The following is a 19241-nucleotide window of genomic DNA, read 5'->3' as shown; positions in this document are numbered from 1 at the left end:
GTTATTGATAATGGAAAAAGTAACATATTTATGTATAGATAACCCGTATACATTTACCCATTTGCCATAACAAAAAGAGGTCTTTCTTAGCAACGTCCTGATGCAACATAGGTCTGTTATAATTAAAGACATTTATATTCTATTTACAGACAATTACTTTGTTAGCAAATGCAGTCATAATTAAAAAATCCTAAAAAAACACTTAGTGGGGGAGTATAACCTGCTATAATAAAGTGCATTTTTGCATAATCTAGAAGAAATATTTTTATGGGCTCAAACTACCAACTAAAATCATATTTATACTGCTTGGCTTACAAATACCGCATATACCTAGCTAGCCGTATCTTTATAGCTCTTTCGGTTGCTCTATTTAGCACTTTTGTTAATTATCAAGTTAGAGAAATTATTGATATTATTGCCAAGAATCCAAGTGATAATGTTACCCTACTTCTTATCTTGTTCGTATTATATAAAATGACGTACCACGGAATGTATTTTATTGGCAGGCTTTTTGATATTAAATATAAGCCAGTGATGCTGGCTGAAATTGTTGAAGATACTTACAACAAGACTATGAAACATTCTTTGCATTGGTTTGATTCCCATTTATCAGGAGAAATTGCCAGTAAAATTGCTGATTTCCAAGATGCTATTATAACTGTTACTACTATTCTTTATCGTTCTTTGGCACAACTTACAGCTGTTATAATTGGCATAATATTTTTGTGTACAATAAATTATAAGATCGCTGGAGTGTTAATTGTTTTTATTGCAGTATATGTACCAATATTGTCAGTTTTGCTCCAAAAACAAATGCAGCTGCAAGAAGAATATGTTAAGGCACGACAAGAAGCAGTAGGCATTATCAACGACTCTATTGCCAACATTTTTGGTATTAAAATTATTGGCAATGTTTGGACAGAGATGAAATTAAAGCTCCTACCTGCCATTGATAAGTGGAAAGGTTGGGATCGAAAAACTCGGGTATATGATGCTTATTATGTAGATTTAACCGATAGCATATTAATTACTCTATTGGCAGCAGCCCAAATATTTGTGACAGCATATTTATACAAAACTGGACAAATCACTGCTGGTGATTCTGCCGTTAGTATAATAATTACTTTTAACATTGAATGGGCGATTGATCAGTTATTAGACAATATAATATTTTCCATCAACCCCAAAATTGCTGCCATCAAATCTTCATATAACTTTATTAATACTATCTCAGATGTTACCGATGCAGAAAATGCTAAGCTGCTTCCTCCTATCAAAGGGGATATTAAATATCAAGATGTCACCTTCAACTATGGTAGTGGTGGAGATAATATATTTGACAATCTTACATTGCATATCAAAGCTGGAGAAAGGATCGGAATAGTTGGTACATCAGGGGCTGGAAAAACTACCTTGATCAAATGTTTACTCCGATATTTCAATTTGCAAAGCGGAGCTATTTTAGTTGATGGATATGATATCTCACAGGTAACGGAAGAGTCGCTAAGAAGCAATATTTCAGTAATCCCGCAAGATATTACGATGTTTCATCGTTCTATTCTAGAAAATTTGCAGCTAGCTAAATATGATGCTACTTTACCAGAGATTGAAGAAGCATGTAAAAAAGCTAGAATACATGATGATATTCTACGAATGCCCAATGGTTACCATTCAATAGTTGGTGAACGAGGGGTAAAAGTAAGTGGCGGGCAACGGCAAAGGATTGCAATTGCTAGAGCTATTTTAAAAAATGCACCAATCCTTATTTTAGATGAAGCAACATCGGCACTTGATTCACCAACCGAGGCTCTAATTCAAAAATCTATTGATGAAGTTTTGGAAACCAGTAATGCTACAACTATAGTCATTGCCCACCGTTTATCAACATTGCTGCATATGGATCGTATTTTAGTATTCAAGCGTGGCAAAATTGTGGAAGACGGTACTCATGCTATATTAATCGCTAAAGGAGGGCTATATAAAACTCTTTGGGATGCACAATATAGAGGATTTTTACCGTATAAACAAATGGATTAACTTCCTAGACACTTAATAAAGCTTATTCAATTGGTGAATAAAGTCTTTTTTGCTGCAAATTATAAGATTTTTTTAAAATAGGTATACTATTCCGGAAAAAATCTTATTAATTTTCGCTAAAAAATCCATTAATATAATGCCCCCATAAAATAGGAACAAAAAAAATAGATTAATCCGAGTAAATTTGTTAAAAAACAAATAAATTGAAAGGAAAAAATAAGTATTAACCTTACGCATGAAGTTTGAAAGCCATAGGGAAAATAGCACAGCGCTATTAGCAAGACCACGTGAGTGGTCGTGGCAATCCATTCTTAGTTACTTTATGGGATTGCTTCGTCGACCTACGGTCTTTCTCGCAATGACGAGTATAGTACATATATCATTGCGAAACCACGTAGTAGTTGCGGCAATCCAAATTCATTAGATTGCTTCTTCCCGACTTCCGCAATTTTGAGAAAGCCCGAAATTGGAAGGGGCATGGATATAAGGGTTATGTATTACTAGGCACAATAGACTTACTGCATAAGTCAATCTAGTTGGTGATTTTGTCGTCGAAACTCGCCTCCGCTCCTCACGTACGTCTGTGTACGCGAAGGTAGCCGGCTTCGTTTCTCCTAAAAATCCCTCAACTATCTTTGATTTATGCAGCAAGTCTAATAAGCCCAATGGTAAGGAGCAAATGAAACTATCAATTAACTCATCCCTACCAAATTTACTAACAAAAGAGCCATTAAAATCAATTTATTGCAAGCTTTTTAGTAAAGAAGATGGTAAAATAAGCATAAAGGGTTCAGCTCAAATGGGCTAATGAACCAGATAAATAAAGATAACATTTAATAATAATTAAGAGGTTGGATTACATGTTTTTATCAAAGTTTCTTGATCCTAAAAATGATTTTTGTTTTCGTAAAATCTTTGGTACGGAAAAGAACAAAGATATACTTGTGCATTTTTTAAATGATGTTCTTAAGTGTGAAGGAAATGAGAAAATAATTGAGGTGACGTTTTTACCCACTATCCAAGACCCTGATATTGCTATTTATAGAAAGTCTATTGTTGATGTGTTATGTAAAGATCAACACGGTAATCAATTCATAGTGGAGATGCAGGTAAGCAAACACCCAGGGTTTGAAAAAAGAGCTCAATTTTATGCTGCTAAAGCATATTCTCAGCAAAGAGTTGAGGAAGATGAGAAGCATAAGAAATTGGCAGTATACGCCAAATTAAAAGGAGTAATATTTTTAGCAATAGCAGATTTTGTGATGTTTGAAGATAAAAAACATTGGAAATCAGAACATCGTCTTTTAGATACGGAGAGCTATGCCCATGATTTAAAAGATTTTTACTTTGTATTTTTAGAGTTAGCAAAATTCAACAAAGCTGTAGATGAGTTGAAGACTATAGAAGAAAAGTGGGTGTACTTTTTTAAGCATGCCGGAGATAGTAAATTAACATTAACAGAAATAGAGCATTTAATAGGTAAAGATGAAATTATTAGAAGAGCCTTTGAAGCGGTAGACCAAGCTAGCTGGTCAGAGGCAGAGCTTAACACCTATGAACAAATGACCAAAGCTCGTCTTGATAATTTAGCGGTAGAACAGCAAAAAATTGAAGATGCTGAAGCTAGAGGTAAAGCTGAAGGTATTAAAGAAAATGCTATAGTTGTGGCAAAAAAAATGTTGACTAAAAGAAAGCCAATGGATGAAATCATTGAATTTACCGGGTTAACTATTGAAGAAATAGAACAGTTGAAAGAAGAATAAGCAGATGAGCAAATAATGCTGTGCCTAAAAATCTGTAACCCTTATATCCATGCCCCTTCCAACCTTTGACCTTATCAAAAACTGCGGAAGTCGGGAAGAAATAATATGAACCAGGATTTAAGGCTGAGTTAGCTATAGAATTAATCAGTGATAACAAAAAGTGTAGTGGAGATTAGTAGTGAATATAAGGTATCTCAAACTGGAAAGCAAAATTACTTGCCTCTGCTAATCTCGTTAGCTATATTTATCAAGCACCATAGTCATAATTTTACTGGCTATAGGAGCTGCTGCCCTGCCTCCGCCTCCACCATGATCGACAAAGACTAGAATAGAGTAACGAGGTTGTTGATAGGGAGCGAACCCGGCAAATATAGCATGGTTACGCCTTTGCCAAATAACTGATTTACTACTTAAATCATCATCTATATTAGCTTTTGCTTGTACTTGGGCCGTACCTGTTTTACCAGCTAATTGACGCCCTTCTGTCAAAATTCTACTATAATAGGCAGTCCCTCCTTCGGTATTAACTGCTTTATACATACCTTCTTTTAAAATATCTAAATATTTCTGATTGATATTGACTTGGTCAAACACTGATATATCTTTAGCAATTCTCGGGTTATACAATTTCCCATTACTAGCAATTGCTGTTACAAACCTAGCTAACTGGATTGGAGTAGCTGATAAGAACCCCTGCCCTATCGATAAATTAAAAGTATCACCAATCGTCCATTTAGAGTTAAACTTTTTCATTTTCCATTCTTCTGAAGGAAGAAAACCTGATGCTTCTCCAGTCAAATCAATACCAGTTTTTGTGCCGAAACCAAAATTTCTCGCCATATCTAATATTCTTTTATGACCTGTTAAGCGAGATATTTCATACATATAAGAATTACAAGAATGTTTAATGGAATTATACATATCAACTGTACCATGACCATGACGACTCCAGCACCGGAAACTATTATTACCTAATACTGATTCTCCAGTACAATTAACCGTTTTATCCGGCTTAATTCCACTTTCTAACCCAGCTAAAATTGTGATAATTTTAAAAATAGAGCCAGGGGGATAAGTACTTTGTATTGCCTTATTAATCAACGGTTTATAAGGATCATTAATTAAACTTTGCCAATAATCTTGAGACAATTTTATAAAATTATTGGCCTCAAATACCGGCGACATAGCCAACACCAACACATTACCAGTAGTGGTATCGATAACTATAGCGGAACAACCTTGTTTATTTAAATAAGACTGCACTTTTTGTTGCAACTCTATATCAATATTTAGATGCAAGTCATCTCCTGGCTGACTTGGAAGACTGGTGATTTCTCTAACTTGTTTGCCTAAAGCATTTACTTCTATCTGCTTATAACCAAATTTTCCACGTAATTTTTCTTCATAATATTTTTCTACACCAGATTTGCCAATATTAAAATCCCCTAAATTATTAATTTCTAATTCTTGTTTTTCTTGCTCATTAATCTGCCCAGTGTACCCTATCACATGACAAGCTGCTTCTGAAAAACGGTAAAATCTTACATATCCAACATCTACAAAAATAGAAGTTAAATTTAACTTTTGCTCTTCAATGAGTGACATTTGTTGCCAAGTGAGATTGTCTAGTATAGGTAAAGGAATACGTCTATTGGCTTTTTTTATTTTTTGATTAATGTAATTTTGTTTTTCCTCAGTTAGTTGTAAGATATTTGCTACTAAAGTTAATTCCTGCTTGTAATCATTGCCATTATGCATATCAAGCAATAACCTGAAACAAGTTTTATTTGTAGCTAGAACATTACCATTAACATCATAAACTTGCCCCCTGAAGGGCGGAACTAGAATAAAACTTATACGATTTTTGTCAGATAGAGTACGATATTTATCACTTTCAAATAACTGCATGTAAAACATTTTTCCAGCCAATAATGAAAATAATGTCAGTTTTCCTGAACCTACGAGAAAAGCTCGTCTTGATATTAATTGGTTATGTAATATTTTATTATTTAGCATACTTATCTTTGACAACAATTCTTTGAGGCTTGAGGGACAAGGCCTTATCAAGTGGAATTCGTAGTAAATTATAAGAGAATATCGTGGTGAGATAATGCATTAACATCGCAAGATACCCTTGGGAAGCTAAGCCTTTAGTTAAAATTAGCAAATATCTAAAATGTAATATAAAAAAATAATAGAACCAAAAAATTAGAAAATTGGTTAAATAACTTCTAACTATAAAAAATTTTCCGGCAAATTGTAAAATTATGTGAGCAGTTATGAGAACCAAGGAATTTGTACCAATTGGCATAGAATATAATTGGTCAAAAATTATTCCTACTAAAAATATTAGCCAAAAACCAATATGATAAAATGTAGAAAAATAGTAAAGTAAACTAACTTCAAAAGCTGGGAAAATAACAGTTTTTGCATTAATTCTAAAATTTTCTAGCGGAAATATCACCAATAATAAACAAAATTCTAATAATATTATTTTACTGACTATTTGTAATAATTTGCTAAAGAATCTCATGCTATTTTCAGTTCTTTGATTACTGACTCAATAACTGGCAATACTAGGTCATATTTTCTTATGAGATCCAATACCAGTCTAGCAGATTCTAGCCCTTCCACTAAGTATAAATTTTGGTTTAAAAAATTTATAACATCCAAATTCTTACCAAGTTCATAACCAAATCTAGTATTTCGCGACTCTTTAGAATAACAAGTTAACACCAAATCCCCTAATATACCTGGAGCACATAAAATAGAAGCATCCCCAAACTCTCCATCAATTGCCTCAGACAACATTTTTATTTCTTGAAGCCCTTGGGTTATAAGACCAGCTTTCGCATTCTGTCCATAACCTTTTGCATCATACCAACCACTCTTTATTGCTATAATATTCTTAACAGCCGATGCTACTTGCATCACTACCACATAGTCAGTTATGGTAACCTTAAATTGTTGCGATGCTAAACTAATTGCTAGTCGTCTAGCAAGATTAACATCTAAAGAGGCAATGGTAACTGAAGTTAATAAATCTTGAGCAACTTCTTTAGCTAGGTTAGGTCCAGCTATAAAGGCTAAAGGATTAGCTGGCAATATGGCTTTTACTTTATCAGATAATAACTCCGTAGGGTTTCTACCAAATCCCTTAGTTGCAACTAATAACACCACGTTGTCAGATATCCCAGCATCTTTTAATATCTTCAAAGTTTCCTGGAAAACAAAAGATGGTACTGCAATAATTATTACTTCTTTATCTAAGATGTCTGATAAATTACTACAAGGAGTTATATTACTAGGAAGGATAATATCAGAACCAAGATATTTGCTATTAGTTCGATTATTTAATATTTCCTCAATAATATTATTCTCACGCACCAATATCGAGACATCCTCATAACATCTTGCCACCTGGCAAGCTAGTGCAGTTCCCCAACTACCACCACCATAGACAGCAATATTTTTAAATTTTTTCATATAACTAACTCAATTAGTGTTTAGCCATAGTTGATCTAAGGCAATGTTTGTCATCTCCTCGTAAACGGAGAGCTAAAATAGTGTTCAGAAAGCCATGAGGTATTATATAGCTAACCCGAGAAGGTTTTAGCCACTAGTATACTTCCGTCATTGCGAGGAGCTACTTTAGTAGCAACGAAGCAATCCAAAAAGTGATTAGAAATAGATTGCTTCGTTGCTACTAAAGTAGCTCCTCGCAATGACGGAAGTATACTAGTGGCTAAAACCTTCTCGGGTTAGCTATAGCAATTTTCATACCAAAATTTCTGAAATCATGTGATTACCTTCTATAGCAACTAACCGAGCTTTAATAATTTGCCCAACATCAAAACTACCTTGCAATTTTACTGGAATAAAATTTTCTGTATGAGCCATGTTATTTTGTTCTACAAGTAATTCTACTTCGTGTCCTACATTCCTTTGGAAAAATTGCTGTAATTGTTGCTCCCCTGTTACCCTTAAAATTTCTGCTCTGGCTTTTCTAACGGATTTTGCTACTTGCGGCATTCTGGCAGCTGGAGTTTCATCGCGTTCAGAATAAGGGAAAACATGTAAATATTGCAAATCCGCCTCAGAGATAAGTTTTCTTGTATTCTCAAACATTGTCTCATTTTCCGTCGGAAAACCGGCTATGATATCTGCCCCAAATGATACATTTGCTCTTAAATTACGTAATTTATGACAGAAATCAATAACATTCTGACGATTATGGCGGCGTTTCATACGTTTAAGTATCATGTCATCCCCCGCTTGTAGACTAATATGAAAATGCGGCATAATTTGCGGAGCATAAGCCATCAGATCGAACAAATCATCATCGATTTCAGCTACATCAATAGAAGATAATCTAAGTCTTCTTAGCTCTGGAATCAGCCCGATAATCCTTCTAATCATCTGAGCAAAAGTTGGAGTTCCTGGCAGATCTGGCCCATATGCCGTAACGTCAACTCCAGTAAATACTACTTCATTATAACCATTGGCTACTAATGTCCTTAACTGCTGTACGATCACCCCCATCGGTACTGACCGGCTATTTCCTCTAGCATAAGGTATAATACAGAAGGTACAACGATGATTACAACCATTCTGCACCTGAATAAAGGCACGAGATTTGCCATCAAAACTAGCCACCAGATGATTAGCAGTTTCAGCAACAGACATTATATCGTTTACTGCCACTTTTTCTTCGGTAAATTGATAATTGCTAGCAATCAATTTTTCCTCATTACCAATTACTTTATCAACCTCAACCATATTAGCAAAAATAGCTGGGTTATTCTGAGCAGCACAACCAGTAACAATAATTTTCACATCAGGATTATTTTTCTTAGCTTTACGAATTGCTTGACGTGATTGTTTCTCAGCTTCCTTAGTGACACAACAAGTATTAAATACCATAACATTTTCTAAGCCAGAAAGAGCTAGGTTAGTTCTAATCACTTCACTTTCATAAATATTTAATCGGCAGCCAAAAGTTACAACTTCTTGTGATTTAGCCATAAAGAAACTCTCCACGTGCCACTAAAGCAGCAGAACCAACCATCATTATATTCTCACCTTGTTTTGACATTTGTAGACTACCTAACTGAAATACCACTTCACAAGGAGAGCTAATAAAGCCTAGCTTTACTGCCGAAGCAAAACTAGCACATGCCCCGCTGCCACAAGCAAGAGTTAAGCCTGCTCCTCTTTCCCAAACCGATAAATAAATTTTGTTACCCTTGATTGAAGCAAAATTAACATTAACTCCATCAACAAATAATTCTTTTCCTTGTAATTTTTCTCCAATTATTTCTTTATCTTTAGTAGCTAAATCACTAAAAATAACAAAATGTGGATTACCAATATCAGCACAAATAACTTCCTTGATGTCAATCATATAACGTTCCATAATTGGCCAAATCCTTTCGGCTGGAGGCATCCAATCTTCTTCGAAACTAACTATTCCAGTATCCACCTTGATTTCGTTATCACTTAGTATCTTACAAGACAATTCTTTTCCATATATTCTTAAAGTGATTTCTCTGATACCAGAATCAAGATATATCAGTTTGGCAAGACATCTCGATGCGTTGCCACACAATTTAGCACTTGAGCCATTTTGGTTATATACAGTCATTTCATAGTAATTGGTTTTTTGATCATAAATAATAAACTGATCACAACCAATACCTGTACGACGATTGGAGATATTTAGTGATAATTGCTGTAAATCATAATTTTTAGGTAAATCACGCTGATTGATAATCACAAAATCATTACCTAAACCATGCATTTTAGCAAAATTGATTTTTTTTAACACGAGAATATTTCTAGTTTTTGAACTTACATCTAAACCGACTAACATTAAGCCACACTTCATAAACGTCCATTAGCAACGAAGCCATCCAGAAAAGTGATTAGATGGATTGCGTCGACCCGCACTTCCTCGCAATGACGTCAGTTTGTTATGGCTAAATACTGATCGGGTTAACTATAATTATTATAGCAAATATATGTAAAAATATGTAGTAAATAAATAGACTTACAGCAATTATAAATTCAAAATGCAAATTGTAGTAATATTGTACTAATTGCAGTCTAAGAATCATCCTAAATGGGGTAGAGTTAGGCGTCATCCTGAATTTATTTCAGGATCTTGCTAAGTGTATATATATCCTAAAACGAGTTCAGAATGACGCTAGGATTTAGGATGACGGCAGAATTCAGGATGAAAATACGCTCCCTATATTGACATATAATAAAACTTAATCTAGACTAGACTAAGTTTTATTAGAGGAAGAAATGCAAATAGCAAGTATATATGAAGCAAAAACTAATCTTTCGGATTTAATAAAAAAAGCACAAGAAGGAGAAGATATTATTATTTGTAAAGCAGCTAGACCAGCAGTTAAATTAGTAAATATAGAACTCCATCATCTCCCCGTAGAGCTGGAACTTGGAAAGGGCAAGTTAAAATTGCTGAAGATTTTGATAAATTACCACAAAATTTATTATCAAGCTTTAAGAAAGAACTAGAGTGAGTTATTTACTTGATACTCATACTTTACCAATGTTATGCAATAGTACGCATTCAGGAAACTGTAAACATTTTGCATAAGGCTCTTTAAAACAAATAAACCAAGTAATAAAATGACTTTCAACTCAAGCAAACTTAACAATGGGCTAACTGTTGTTACTTACCATATGCCTAATATAAATTCTGTGGCTATTAATCTTATTGTCAATGTAGGTAGCCGTTATGAACAATCTTCAGAAATAGGCATATCCCATTTTCTTGAACATATGGCATTTAAAGGAACAACAACTAGAACTGCTAAGCAAATTGCCGAAGAATTTGACTCGATAGGAGGACAATTTAATGCATATACTGGTCATGAACAGACTGTTTATTACTCAAAAATATTGAGTGAGAATTGCTATACCGCTTTAGAGATACTGGCAGATATTGTACAAAATTCAGTTTTTTCAGAAGAAGAGATAGCTAAAGAATATCAGGTAATTTTGCAAGAAATGGCTTGTGTGCAGGATAATCCTGATGAACTTATTCATGAGAAATTTTATAGTAGTGCTTATGAAAACCAAGCACTTGGTAGGTCAATTTTGGGAACTTATGATAGTTTGGCAAAATTTGATAAAGAACATTTTAGCAATTATATTGATAAACATTATAATGCCGGAAATATTTACTTATCAGTGGCAGGAAATATTGAACATCAACAAGTTGTAGAGTTTGCTGAAAAATTATTTTGTTCATTAAAAGATCAACCAAATAGTCATTTTGAGAAAGCTAGATATACTGGGGGGCATAGTGTTATTACTAAAGATCTTGAGCAAACTACCTTAGTTTTGGGCTTCGAAAGTGTACCCTATTTTAACATACAGCAATTATATCATACTCAAGCTCTGTCACTAATACTTGGTAACGGTATGTCATCAAGATTATTTCAACATATCAGAGAAAAGCTTGGACTTGCCTACTCAATTGGTAGTTATAATAGTTCACACTATGATAGTGGGATTTTTGGCATATACGTTTCCACTGGTCATGATAAACTACCATTCCTTGCAGAACAATTAGCCAGTGAAATTAATAATATTTCTGTAGATATCAAAGATTCAGAAATTGATCGAGCTAAAATACAATTAAAAACTAGCATCTATATAGCCCAAGAGGATTCCTCTTATAAATCAGAAGAGATTGGTAAGAATTTTGCTGTTTTCGGCAAATATTTACCTGTTGAGGAAACTATTGAACATATTATGAATATAACAAGCCGAGATATCATAAATATTGCTAACAAAATATTTGTTAGCAAACCTACTTTATCTATTATTGGTCCTAACCCACTTGCCATAGATTACCAAAAATTATCCGATGATCTGGCTCTATGAAGTCGGTGCTATTAACTAGAAGCTTAGAAGATAATTATGATATTATTAGAGAATTGGAGCGTAATTATGAATGTAGGTTTAACTATATATGTTGTCCTTTAGTGGAATATCAAACTCTACCATTAGATGCCACCCTTTTGCACGACTATCCCAATATAATTATCACTAGTAAATTTGCTGCTAAAATCCTAGCTGGACATCAAAATCTTGCAAAGAAGAACATGTGGATAGTAGGCAATTCATCAAGGATAATTCTAGAGCAAAATAACCTCATAGTACAATATGTTGCTAGCAACATACAAAATCTATTAGAAAACATTCCGCCAGCAATATACGACCAAACCATATATTTATCGTCAAATGAAATCACCCAAGATTTACCCCAGGCAATTAAAAGGCACATTATTTATCAGGTAAAATATGCAACTAAGCTGCAGCAAATGGCAGAAATTGAAAAGGGCATCAATTTTATTCTACTATATTCACAGAACAGCACTAAGACTTTTCTTGAATTATTAATAAAAAATAATCTGCTAAAACTCCTAGCTAATAGTTTAGTTATTACTATAAGTAAAAAAGTGGCAAATATTATTAGCTCTTTTAGCAAAAATGTGGTTTATTGTGATAATGGACAACCACAGCAAATGTTAGAATTATTAATTTATCATGCCCAAAATAATGCACAAGTCAGAAACTAATATAATAAAAGTTCGCAGGAATAACCCTATTATTTTTACAATTATTTTAGTTGTGTTATTTGCCATATCGGTAACTTATATGACTTTTTTAAATAATAGAAAGACAGATTCTGAGTTATCTAATAAAGCAACTATACAAGAAGCAAGCACTGCAAATACCACTAATTTAGAAAACAACGTATCCCAGGGAGATAATAGTTTGCATCAAGAAGATTCCTTTGCGAACACCTCATTGAACCAACAACTAGAACAATCTAAAGAACAGTCTAAAACCCCCTCTAATGTTTACAGTAATTACTTGCTTAATATCAACCTTCTAATAATGAATTTCCTACAAGACAAAGATTATACCCAACAACTCTACCAAGTTAAAACTATAGAGTTACCTGTAAAAATAAAAAATATTTTGCTAGACCTGGATAATTATAATAAAAATTATTTACTTGATAATAATTTAGGTTTGGTAAAGATTTTTCCAACAACCGATTGTTGGATTAAACAATTTATTAAAATTGAGAAAAAATCCAGTAACCTTAAAGATAAAGAAAATTTGAAATTAAAAATAATAGGAAATCTAGATTATTTTATTAATTTCTTTTATTCAGAAGAATTACAACAAGAAAATTATAACAAGAATTCGTAGAGTAAACTAATGATAAGATTATTAATAATTTGTATTACATTTTTGTTGCTATATTTTAGTTTTTCCATGTTAAGTCAACTGGACTCAAGGTTAACTTTAAACTTATATGACTATTATATAGAAACAACATCTTTTACTTTCGTTATTTTATATATATTACTTACACTTTCCACTGCTATTTTTTTTAAAATATTATTGTTAATTATTAATCTACCTTCTAATTTAAAGTATTTTTTCTTTTCTAAAAGAGCCAGTAACGATAATTACTTACTAATGAAAGCTATGGCAGAATATGTTTCTGGTGAAAAATCAAAATCAGCAGTAACGAGCCAAAAAATATCTTACCGTTTAAGCCAAGAAAATAAGGTGTTTCATACTTTACTTTTAGCAGAAGCAGAAACTGATCTGTCAGTAAAAATAAAATATTTTCAGGAATTAGAACAATCTAAACATTATAGTCCCTTTGTTACCAAAAAACTCGCACAAATATATTATCAAAATAACATGTATGAAATGGCTGAGAATTATGCTGTTAGATCGTTTAACTTAAATGAGTCTGATAGCGAAATTCTAGAAATTTTACTTAATTGCTATGCCAAGCTCGCTCTGTGGGCAAAATTTGTTTTTGTGGTATCTAAACTTAGCAGAATTGATACACAGAAACTAGAGTCTCTTAAAAACAAAATAGCTGATTACTATGCTATAGCCGCTAAAAATATGCTAGAAATTAACGAAACGAAAGAAGCGATATATTATTTAGAATCAGCTATTAAACTCATACCTTCACATATTGAAGCACTAGATCTATACCTACCTTTAAACTCTTCTAAAGGACATAATAAAAACATCGAGATACTAAAAACTGCCTTTACAGAAAACCCTTCTTTTGAAATTGTAGAATTATATAAGAAATTTTCTGCTAATACTCCTTTAGAAATTTATGATGATCTAGCAAATTCAGTAGATACTAAACAATATTTAGAATTATTTTTAGCCATAGCTGCTTATTTAGATTTACCAGAAAAGATTAAAAATCTTAAAGATGAGCCTGAGGGTGGCGAAGAGAATGCTACGATTTAACTAAACATTTTCTCTAAAGTTTCTAACATTAAACTATAGTGACCCGAATTGTCAAACCAAAAAAAATAAGTTAATCCGTTTTTAACTATTTAGAAATTAACTATAATTAACACTACCAGTGAAATTAACAATGTAATTTAATGAGGCTAGCATATGACAACCCCCTTATTTCGTTTTACTGACAAAACTGTAGAAAAAATTATTTATTCTAGAACTAAAGGAGATGAAGATATATATATATTGATACCGAAGAAAGCAACTTGATTCTTATAGCATCGTCCGAAGGCACTAAGGCTTTTTGTTTTAACACAATAGTTCCTCTAGGCAATTTTCCTGAGACCTCTGTAGAAGAAGCAAGAAGCATAGCCATTGAACTAAGCCTTTGTATTCGTAAAGGTATTCTTTCCCTTAAAAAATCAGATGGATCAATCAAGATAACCTTTAAAGGACTTTTTGATAAATATATTAGAGAACATTGCATGCATAATAATAAGGGATGGAAAGAGATTATTGCTACAATGAATTTATATGGTAAACATTTTTATAAAATGCAAATCTCTACCATCACCAGTGAAGTATTAAAATGAAACCTAATTAATAGGGATAAATTTTACGTCTTCTTTTTTAATAGGAACTCTTGGTACAATAACAGTTAGTATACCATTTTTTAGATTTGATGAAATATTATTTTTGTCTATGTCTTTTGGTAGAAATAATTTTTGATAAAATGCATTACGAGTTTGTTGATCGGAGTATTTATTAGCATCCTTAGCTTGATCATTCTGAGTTTTTTGAGCAGTAATAATTAAATAATCTCTCTGTAATTCAATTTTTATCTGCTCTTTATCAAAGCCTGGTATCTCAATATTCAGAGTATATTGCTTGTCGTTAACATCTAAATAACTATTTAAGCTGCTAGCCATAACAATAGGGGAGTCGAAAACAAAGCCATTATTGCGGATAGTAAACCTATGCCATAATTTATCCATTTCTTGAGATAAGTGAACAAATGGATTATCATAGATTTCAGAATAATTATCAATTTTGCTGTTATTCTGTTGTTTTAGCACTGCAGCAGTAGATGCTTCTTGTGGTTTTGGCAAGGCTGCATAAGCATTAAAATCGTACCACAACCCGCTTACTCCACTTGTTATAGTTATACCCATTAGCAAGGTGGCAAGGGTTAGTCTTTTCTCAAATCTATTTATTGATAATAGATTATTGGTATTATTGAATTGAGTATTACCATTCTTAGGTTGACAATAATTATTTATCATATCTGCTACCATGTATTATGTTAATATAATCAGTTATATACTAGTATATAATATCATGAATACTAAATTCAATAAAGAATGTGTTTAATTGTAACAACATTTTTTAATCTAACCCATACCATCATAATTTATTTTTTACTAGAATTTTTGCTCTATCGGTGATAATTTTATCAACAAGCCCAAATGATTTGGCTACTTCAGGATTCATGAAATTATCGCGTTCCATGCTTTTTTCGATAGTCTCTAGTTCTTGTCCTGTATGCTTGACATACAAGATATTAAGCATTTTCTTTAGTTTCATGGTTTCTTTGGCATGAATTTCTATATCTGTAGCTTGCCCTTGGTAACCACCTGACAGTTGATGGATCATTATACGACTATGCGGCAAGGAATAACGCATGCCTTTCTCCCCAGCAGTGAGCAATAGAGACCCTGCAGAGCAAGCTTGACCTATACAAAGAGTGGAAACTTTAGGCTTAATATATTGCATAGTATCGTAAATTGCCAAACCGGAAGTTACAACACCACCAGGAGAATTAATATACATGGAAATATCTTTTTCTGGATTTTCTGCTTCAAGGAATAGTAATTGTGCAACCACTACATTTGCCATATAATCTTCAATTTGACCACAAACAAAAACGATACGTTCCTTTAATAACCTAGAATATATATCATAGGCTCTTTCTCCTCTAGAGGTTTGCTCAATTACCATTGGTACATATGTCATTCTATTTTTTCCTAAATTTATTAATAAAAAATTTGGCAGGGTAACCAACCTATTGCTGTGCTAGCAAGTTCTTATAATATCGATTTAAGGCTTTTACACCAAAAATCCAAGCTACGCAAACAATAAGAAAAACTACCATGAGAAAACCTGCTAGGTCATTATGTACAGCGTTTGGAAAAATACTAAAAGAAACAAACTGAATAATTGCTCCAGCAGATTTTCCTATTTTGCCACCAAGTACATCTACAGCAGCTTTGCCCTTAGTTTTCATTTCGCTATCAAGAGGGATATAGGCCATTTCTTTAGTAAAATCAAAAAGCGAATATTTTACTCCTTTCCCTAAAACATGCCACAACCCCCCTACGAAAAGAATTATCATTAATGGAGAAATATGACTAAGACCAGTCATAATTGTCATTAATGGTTTTTCCAATATAACGAAGGTAAAAAATATTGCTCCTGATATTAATGTTACAACAGGAGTAAGTATAGCTCCCCAAAACCAACCACAACTTCTAACTAAACTACTACCTAGAAAAGCACAAATTAAAGTAAATACTCCTGTCCAAAAAAACACCTCTCCACTGTAAGATATAAATTCCTGGGTAGTGGGGTATAATTCCTTGGTTTTAGACATCCATAATCCTTCAATTAAGTTGATTGACATAGAATACGAAACCATTAACACACAAATAATTCCTAAATATTTCGATGTAAGAATTATTTTGCTACTCTCAATTAATCCTAGTTTTAGTATGTCAGTTCTTTTATTTTTATATCTAATATTTTTAGTAGTCTCTATAATTTTTAATTCAACGAATCTATGCAAACCCAAACAGATCAGCCCAGATATTATAATAATCACCATAAATGATTTCAGGAGTATTTCTGTTTGGTCATTAAGCTGGGAAAATAGAGGTATCAAGAAGTGCTGACCTTTAGCAAAATAGACAATTACACTGCCAGATATTAGCAAATTAGTTTGACCAAATAAAGAGAAAAACGAATAGAATCTTGGGGCTTCTTCAGTAGTGGTAATCTTATTAGCAAGTTGCCAGTATAATAGCGTGCATACAATCATTGGCCATAATTCCCCCATTATATAAAATAACACTATGCTCCATTTTCCCCAAATGATGATAAACCACTTTAAGTGTGGAAGGGTAGTAACATAATATTCTATTACTTGAGGATCTGGATGAAAATACTCCCGGTATGGAAACAAAACAAAGGTAAATAATAGGAAAAATCCCAAAAAAAAAGATAATATGATCCTGAACGCTTGCTCAGTTGTCATAATATTACAAAGTTTAGAATAAATGATGACAAATAAGATGCCCATAGGCATATCGCCCCAAAGCTTTATAAAGCATAAAACTTCTGAGCTAATTAATGTTATTACTAAGCTATCTTTGATACTACGTACTAGATTCTGATTAAGGAGAATAAAGAATATTAGTAAAGCCATAGGCACAAACTTTACTAACTCGTTAGATCTAATAGGCCAAACAACGTGTCTAAATTTACTATTTCTAGCTTTATTCCACATATTGACAGAAGAACCTACTACATTCATTTTATACTCGTACTCATTTTCAAGCAACCTAAACCATTATAAAACCCGTGTCAAGTGCTTTTATTTGAGTTTAATTACTCAAAGTACAAAGGCGTCATTGCAAGACCACGTAGTGGTTGTGGCAATCCACATTCATTGTTTCGTTGCCACTACGTGGTTTCTCGTATAGAAAAAATTTAAAATATCACAAAAATAATGAAAACAGCTATTAGTGGAGTATAAAAGTCTGCTATATTGTAGATATAACAGATTTTGCTAAAACTGTCATTGCGAGTTGTCACGACTACTACATGGTCTAGACACTGTTAACAAAGCTTATTTGATTGATGAATTAATGGATTTTTTAGCAAAAATTAATAAGATTTTGCCGGAATAGTATACCTATTTCAAAAAAATCTTATAATTTGCAGCAAAAAAGACTTTATTCACCAATTAAATAAGCTTTGTTAACAGTGTCTAGCTCTTATTGAAGTTGACCTTCGTCTACCCAATTCTTGAAATCATAGTAGTATATGCGTGTAAATTAAGGTTGTTATGAGTAGAATATTAACCAAGAGTTTTAATTTAAAGTTAGGAAAGAGAAAAGCTAATGGATATTTTGCCAAGCTAGATGTTAATACTATGCAAAAAAAACCTAATAATAGCTCGATTATGGACTATATTCTACTGATGAAACCGAGAGTTATGGCACTTGTGGTATTTACCAGCTTTTCTGGTCTATGGCTTGCTCCAGGCATAATCCATCCGTTTATAGGTTGTGTTGCTATGCTCTGTATTACTCTTGGAGCTGGTAGTAGTGCAGCTATTAACATGTGGTATGATAGAGATATTGATGCCATAATGAAACGTACACAAAACAGACCTCTAGTTATCGGGATGATAGAACCGAAGGATGCTTTAGCTTTTGGCGTGGTTGTTGCCTTCTTCTCAGTATTCTTGATGGGACTTTGTGTTAATCTACTATCTGCTTTATTGTTACTAATAACCATATTATATTATGTTTTCATTTATACTATGTGGTTAAAACGTTCAACTATGCAAAATATAGTTATTGGTGGGGTAGCAGGTGCGCTACCACCTATGATCGGTTGGGCAACAGTAACTAATGAGATTTCACTTGGTTCTTTTTCTTTATTTATGATTATTTTAACTTGGACACCACCACATTCTTGGGCATTGGCAATTTTTCGCTCAGAAGATTACAAGGATTGTGGCATTCCAATGATGCCAGTAGTAAAAGGGGACTATTATACTAAGAAACAAATTCTTGCCTATAGTATAATTATGGTTATTACTACATTTATGCCATTTTTCTTAGGAATAACCAATCATGTATATTTAATTACTGCATTTATACTAGGTCTAATTTTTTTATATTATGCATTCTCTTTATTTAGCGATAAGGATAATACACAAGCTAAAAAATTATTTGCCTATTCAATATTTTATCTTTTTAGTATTTTTTTAACATTGGATTTTTTTTAAAAATTTATTATTTTTCACATTCTAATACTTAG

General features: G+C 32.7%; 19 protein-coding genes. 10 read left to right on the top strand and 9 right to left on the bottom strand.

From position 1 onward, the window contains the following. The first annotated feature begins 267 nt into the window (after positions 1–267). Positions 268–2037 (top strand): ABC transporter ATP-binding protein, encoded by a 1770-nt coding sequence (locus AAGD39_RS05955; protein ID WP_341756457.1) that lies wholly within the window; start codon positions 268–270, stop codon positions 2035–2037. Positions 2038–2457: 420 nt separating this feature from the next. Here AAGD39_RS05955 and AAGD39_RS05950 read toward each other — a convergent pair whose 3' ends face one another. Then, complete coding sequence (locus AAGD39_RS05950; RefSeq protein WP_341756456.1) at positions 2458–2688, bottom strand: hypothetical protein; 231 nt, start codon at positions 2686–2688, stop codon at positions 2458–2460. Positions 2689–2716: 28 nt separating this feature from the next. Between AAGD39_RS05950 and AAGD39_RS05945 the strand changes: the two genes are divergently transcribed. Continuing rightward, positions 2717–2845, top strand: a complete 129-nt coding sequence (locus AAGD39_RS05945; RefSeq protein WP_341756455.1) for a hypothetical protein — start codon at positions 2717–2719, stop codon at positions 2843–2845. Positions 2846–2897: 52 nt separating this feature from the next. Then, positions 2898–3800, top strand: coding sequence for an Rpn family recombination-promoting nuclease/putative transposase (locus tag AAGD39_RS05940; protein WP_341756454.1), 903 nt, complete (start codon positions 2898–2900; stop codon positions 3798–3800). Positions 3801–4034: 234 nt separating this feature from the next. Here the strand turns inward: AAGD39_RS05940 and mrdA are convergent, their stop codons facing one another. The 5 genes from mrdA to dapF all read right to left on the bottom strand — a co-directional run bounded on the left by mrdA (position 4035) and on the right by dapF (position 9627). Further along, positions 4035–5816, bottom strand: a complete 1782-nt coding sequence (mrdA, locus tag AAGD39_RS05935; RefSeq protein ID WP_341756453.1) for a penicillin-binding protein 2 — start codon at positions 5814–5816, stop codon at positions 4035–4037. Continuing rightward, on the bottom strand, positions 5806–6333 hold the full coding sequence (locus AAGD39_RS05930) for a hypothetical protein (protein ID WP_341756452.1): 528 nt from the start codon (positions 6331–6333) through the stop codon (positions 5806–5808). Before AAGD39_RS05930 ends, mrdA begins: the two co-directional genes overlap by 11 nt. Beyond that, positions 6330–7286, bottom strand: a complete 957-nt coding sequence (locus AAGD39_RS05925; RefSeq protein WP_341756451.1) for an NAD(P)H-dependent glycerol-3-phosphate dehydrogenase — start codon at positions 7284–7286, stop codon at positions 6330–6332. The genes AAGD39_RS05930 and AAGD39_RS05925 overlap by 4 nt, the downstream gene beginning before the upstream one ends. A gap of 291 nt (positions 7287–7577) precedes the next feature. Next, positions 7578–8825 carry a tRNA (N(6)-L-threonylcarbamoyladenosine(37)-C(2))-methylthiotransferase MtaB gene (gene mtaB / locus AAGD39_RS05920; RefSeq protein WP_375359771.1) on the bottom strand — a complete coding sequence of 416 codons (1248 nt, stop codon included), beginning with the start codon at positions 8823–8825 and terminating at the stop codon, positions 7578–7580. Continuing rightward, entirely contained in the window at positions 8818–9627 is an 810-nt protein-coding gene (dapF, locus tag AAGD39_RS05915; RefSeq protein WP_341757249.1) for a diaminopimelate epimerase, read from the bottom strand. Before dapF ends, mtaB begins: the two co-directional genes overlap by 8 nt. Positions 9628–10109: 482 nt before the next feature. Here dapF and AAGD39_RS05910 point away from each other — a divergent pair, with 482 nt between their 5' ends. The 6 genes from AAGD39_RS05910 to AAGD39_RS05885 all read left to right on the top strand — a co-directional run bounded on the left by AAGD39_RS05910 (position 10110) and on the right by AAGD39_RS05885 (position 14728). Beyond that, positions 10110–10343, top strand: coding sequence for a type II toxin-antitoxin system Phd/YefM family antitoxin (locus AAGD39_RS05910; RefSeq protein ID WP_341756449.1), 234 nt, complete (start codon positions 10110–10112; stop codon positions 10341–10343). A 114-nt stretch (positions 10344–10457) separates the two neighbouring features. Beyond that, complete coding sequence (locus AAGD39_RS05905) at positions 10458–11720, top strand: M16 family metallopeptidase (protein ID WP_341756448.1); 1263 nt, start codon at positions 10458–10460, stop codon at positions 11718–11720. Continuing rightward, entirely contained in the window at positions 11717–12418 is a 702-nt protein-coding gene (locus AAGD39_RS05900) for a uroporphyrinogen-III synthase (protein WP_341756447.1), read from the top strand. The genes AAGD39_RS05905 and AAGD39_RS05900 overlap by 4 nt, the downstream gene beginning before the upstream one ends. Next, positions 12399–13061: a hypothetical protein gene (locus tag AAGD39_RS05895; protein WP_341756446.1), complete on the top strand. Its 663-nt coding sequence runs from the start codon at positions 12399–12401 to the stop codon at positions 13059–13061. The genes AAGD39_RS05900 and AAGD39_RS05895 overlap by 20 nt, the downstream gene beginning before the upstream one ends. Positions 13062–13070: 9 nt before the next feature. Further along, a complete protein-coding gene (locus AAGD39_RS05890) occupies positions 13071–14141 on the top strand; it encodes a tetratricopeptide repeat protein (protein WP_341756445.1) in 1071 nt (356 codons plus the stop codon). A 260-nt stretch (positions 14142–14401) separates the two neighbouring features. Then, positions 14402–14728 (top strand): hypothetical protein, encoded by a 327-nt coding sequence (locus AAGD39_RS05885; protein ID WP_341756444.1) that lies wholly within the window; start codon positions 14402–14404, stop codon positions 14726–14728. A gap of 3 nt (positions 14729–14731) precedes the next feature. On the opposite strand, the gene AAGD39_RS05880 is transcribed toward AAGD39_RS05885, so the two are convergent. The 3 genes from AAGD39_RS05880 to AAGD39_RS05870 all read right to left on the bottom strand — a co-directional run bounded on the left by AAGD39_RS05880 (position 14732) and on the right by AAGD39_RS05870 (position 17724). Further along, positions 14732–15418 carry an Hsp20/alpha crystallin family protein gene (locus AAGD39_RS05880; RefSeq protein WP_341756443.1) on the bottom strand — a complete coding sequence of 229 codons (687 nt, stop codon included), beginning with the start codon at positions 15416–15418 and terminating at the stop codon, positions 14732–14734. 121 nt (positions 15419–15539) lie between these two features. Next, complete coding sequence (gene clpP / locus AAGD39_RS05875) at positions 15540–16148, bottom strand: ATP-dependent Clp endopeptidase proteolytic subunit ClpP (protein ID WP_341756442.1); 609 nt, start codon at positions 16146–16148, stop codon at positions 15540–15542. A gap of 49 nt (positions 16149–16197) precedes the next feature. After that, positions 16198–17724 carry an NTP/NDP exchange transporter gene (locus AAGD39_RS05870; RefSeq protein WP_341756441.1) on the bottom strand — a complete coding sequence of 509 codons (1527 nt, stop codon included), beginning with the start codon at positions 17722–17724 and terminating at the stop codon, positions 16198–16200. 621 nt (positions 17725–18345) lie between these two features. On the opposite strand from AAGD39_RS05870, the gene cyoE reads away from it, so the two are divergent. After that, positions 18346–19209: a heme o synthase gene (gene cyoE / locus AAGD39_RS05865; RefSeq protein ID WP_341757248.1), complete on the top strand. Its 864-nt coding sequence runs from the start codon at positions 18346–18348 to the stop codon at positions 19207–19209. The last annotated feature ends 32 nt before the right edge of the window (positions 19210–19241 follow it).

The sequence above is a fragment of the Candidatus Tisiphia endosymbiont of Nemotelus nigrinus genome (assembly GCF_964026475.1).
Classification (GTDB): Bacteria; Pseudomonadota; Alphaproteobacteria; order Rickettsiales; family Rickettsiaceae; genus Tisiphia.
This window is presented reverse-complemented; position numbering and strand designations above follow the sequence as displayed.